Origin of the sequence: Marinobacter sp. C7, assembly GCF_022343555.1 — a bacterium.
In the GTDB taxonomy this organism is placed as follows: domain Bacteria; phylum Pseudomonadota; class Gammaproteobacteria; order Pseudomonadales; family Oleiphilaceae; genus Marinobacter.
In genome coordinates, this window is sequence record NZ_JAKQZH010000046.1 from 1 (window position 1) to 633 (window position 633).

Here is a 633-nt window from a genome sequence, read left to right on the forward strand (position 1 = left end):
GCTCAGACCTCGTCTTCGGGCACCACCCAGCTTTCTGCAAGGGCGCCATCCCGCCAGCGCTGGAAGGCCGGTAGACCCTTCATCGCCTTCATGTAGGCAAGGGTCACCGGATTGTCCACCAGTTCGTAGATCTCGAACCGGTTGACGACCGGCGCGTACATCGCATCGGCAGCCGTGAAAGAGCCGAACAGGAAAGGGCCTCCGGAGGCTTCCAGCGCGTCCCGCCAGAGCGATTCGATCCGCCGGACATTGGCCTTCACTGCATCGCTGACCGCAAGCGGGGCCGGTTCGCGGCGAAAATTCATCGGGCAGGCGCCGCGCAGCGCGGTGAAGCCGGCATGCATCTCGGCGGCGGCCACCCGGGCGCTCGCCCGCTCGGCGCGATCCGCCGGCCACAGGCCTGCTTCCGGATACAGCTCGGCGACATACTCGATGATTGCAAGTGATTCCCACACCCGGAACAGGCCGTGATGCAGCACCGGCACCATGCCGGCAGGCGAGAGTTCGCGAAAGCGCGGATTGCCGGCCGGCATATCGAAGGGAATCAGCACTTCCTTGAAGGGAATGCCGGTCGCCTCCATCGCCAGCCAGGGCCGGAACGACCAGGAGGAGTAGTTCTTGTTACCGATATAA

The 633-nt window shown here is 64.5% G+C and carries 1 protein-coding gene; it reads right to left on the reverse strand.

Annotation, left to right across the window (positions count from 1 at the left end; translation table 11 throughout):
- Positions 1-2: 2 nt before the first annotated feature.
- On the reverse strand, positions 3-633 hold a 631-nt coding region (locus MD273_RS18620), incomplete at its 5' end, for a glutathione S-transferase family protein (protein ID WP_251068374.1).